Origin of the sequence: Streptomyces swartbergensis, assembly GCF_002148965.1 — a bacterium.
In the GTDB taxonomy this organism is placed as follows: Bacteria; Actinomycetota; Actinomycetes; order Streptomycetales; family Streptomycetaceae; genus Streptomyces; species Streptomyces swartbergensis.
Genome location: NZ_NGFN01000644.1, coordinates 1 through 1,952 on the forward strand (window position 1 = coordinate 1; position 1,952 = coordinate 1,952).

Sequence of the window (1,952 nt, forward strand, 5' to 3'; positions counted from 1 at the left end):
CCCCGGCGGACTGCCGCTGATCGGGCACGGACTCCGCCTCGTCCGCGACCCCCTGCCGTTCATCACCTCGCTGCGCGAATACGGCAGGGTGGTGCGCATACGCATCGGCCCCACACCCGCCTACGTGGTCACGGACCCCGCACTGACCCGCCATGTCCTGGTGACCGACGCCGCCCACTTCCTCAAGGGCGGCAAGTACTACGATGCGCTGCGGGTCTTCCCCGGTGATGGAGTCGCGACCGTCGCCGACGGCGACACTCATCTGCGCAACCGCCGTCTGATGCAGCCCATGTTCAGCAGGGCGCATATAGCCGAGCGCGGCAACGCCATGATCGATCAGGTGCGCACGATGGTCGGCGCCTGGCCCGCGGCCGAGCCGCGCGACATGTTCGCCGGCATGAACGAGATCACCCTGGCCACGTTCCTCGTCGCCGTGTTCGGCGCGGACCTGCCCGCACACCTGGAGGGCGAGTTCACCGCCCTCATGCCCGAGATCATGAAAGGAACGATTCGGCAGGTCATTCTTCCGCCCTGGATCACGCGGCTGCCGCTGCCCGCCAACCGCGCGCACGCCGACCGTGTCGCTCGCCTGCGCGCCCTCATCGACCAGGCCATCGACCATCACATCGACGTCACCGCACCCGGATCCGCTTCGGCGGACAGCGCGTCCGGCGCCGAGGCATGCCCGCATGCGTCCGAGGCGCGCCGTCAGCAGAGGGGTCTGTTCGAGACCCTGCTCGGTGTTGAAGACCAACTCGGCCGCCGGCAACTCCAGGACGAGGCCATCACCCTCCTGGCCGGCGCGATCGAGACCACCGGCACCACACTCGCCTGGGCGCTGTACGAAATTGCCGACAATCCCGCCGTCGAACGACGTCTTCGCGAGGAACTGGCCTCGGTGTGCGAGGACCGGCCGCTGCGCTACGACGACCTCGACCAACTCCTGTACACCCGACGGGTTCTGCAGGAGGCCATCCGAAAATACGGACCGTCCTGGATGGTGACGCGGGCCGCCGCCCGCGACATCGTCCTCGGCGGACACCTGATACCCGAAGGCGCCGATGTCGTGTGGAGTCCCTATCTGCACCAGCACGACTCCTCCTGTTTCCCCGACCCCCGGACACCTTCGATCCGGACCGTTGGGAGGCAGACACCGTCGCGGCCACCCGAGGGTCCTTTCTCCCCTTCGGCGACGGCCGCCGCAAGTGCATCGGAGAGAACTTCGCGTGGGTTGAGCTGCAAATCATCCTCGCGACCGTCCTCCAAATCTGGCCCCGGTTCAAGGTGACCTCCCGTCCACCGCGTGCCCAGGCCGTCATCACAGTAAAACCCGACGCCTTGGCCATGGAGTTCCATTCGGACTCAGCCGGCTGATGGGTCGGTCGAGCAGCAGGAGCTGCGGAGTGCCGGCCCGCAGGACGCCGACCGTGCGCACCTGGCGGTGCTGCTGGACGAGGAGCTCTCCTACGAGATGCTCCGCGCGCCGGAATTCCGGATGTTGCACCGTCGTGGCCAGCGGCAAGCTGAGCAGGCTCAGGCTCCCGAGGACGAACCGCCGAAGCTGTTCACCTAGGCGTGGGCGCTCTTCCATGACGGACCGATGACGCAGCGTGCCCTGGCCGGGCGTCTGGGCGTCACCCCTCGTAACGTCACCGGCCTTCTGGACGCGCTACAGGAGGACGGGCTGGTGGTGCGGGAGGCGCACCCCACCGACCGGCGCGCGACCCTCACCTCCCTGAGCGGAAAGGGCCGCCAGGTCACGTCGGCGCTGCGCAGAGGGCGGGATGACCTGGCCGCCGCGCTGTTCGGGGATCTGCCGGCCGATCAGCTGGACGTCTTCACCGCCACGCTGGCCCAGGTGACCGAGCGGCTGAGGAGTGTCGGTCCGAGTGAGCGGGTCTGACTGCCTGCGCAGGACCGGGAGTGCCGGGTGTCAGTCGTCGGTTCTGTGC

The 1,952-nt window shown here is 68.3% G+C and carries 2 protein-coding genes and 2 pseudogenes; all 4 read left to right on the top strand.

What is annotated here, in order from left to right:
- Positions 1-61: 61 nt before the first annotated feature.
- Positions 62-1,054 (top strand): annotated as a pseudogene (locus tag CA983_RS43165) (cytochrome P450); the annotation flags it as partial.
- Between the two features lie 14 nt (positions 1,055-1,068).
- On the top strand, positions 1,069-1,374 hold the full coding sequence (locus CA983_RS49055) for a cytochrome P450 (protein WP_279628520.1): 306 nt from the start codon (positions 1,069-1,071) through the stop codon (positions 1,372-1,374).
- A 67-nt stretch (positions 1,375-1,441) separates the two neighbouring features.
- Positions 1,442-1,573 (top strand): hypothetical protein, encoded by a 132-nt coding sequence (locus CA983_RS49060; protein ID WP_279628521.1) that lies wholly within the window; start codon positions 1,442-1,444, stop codon positions 1,571-1,573.
- 21 nt (positions 1,574-1,594) lie between these two features.
- Positions 1,595-1,903 (top strand): annotated as a pseudogene (locus CA983_RS43170) (MarR family winged helix-turn-helix transcriptional regulator); the annotation flags it as partial.
- Positions 1,904-1,952: the final 49 nt, after the last annotated feature.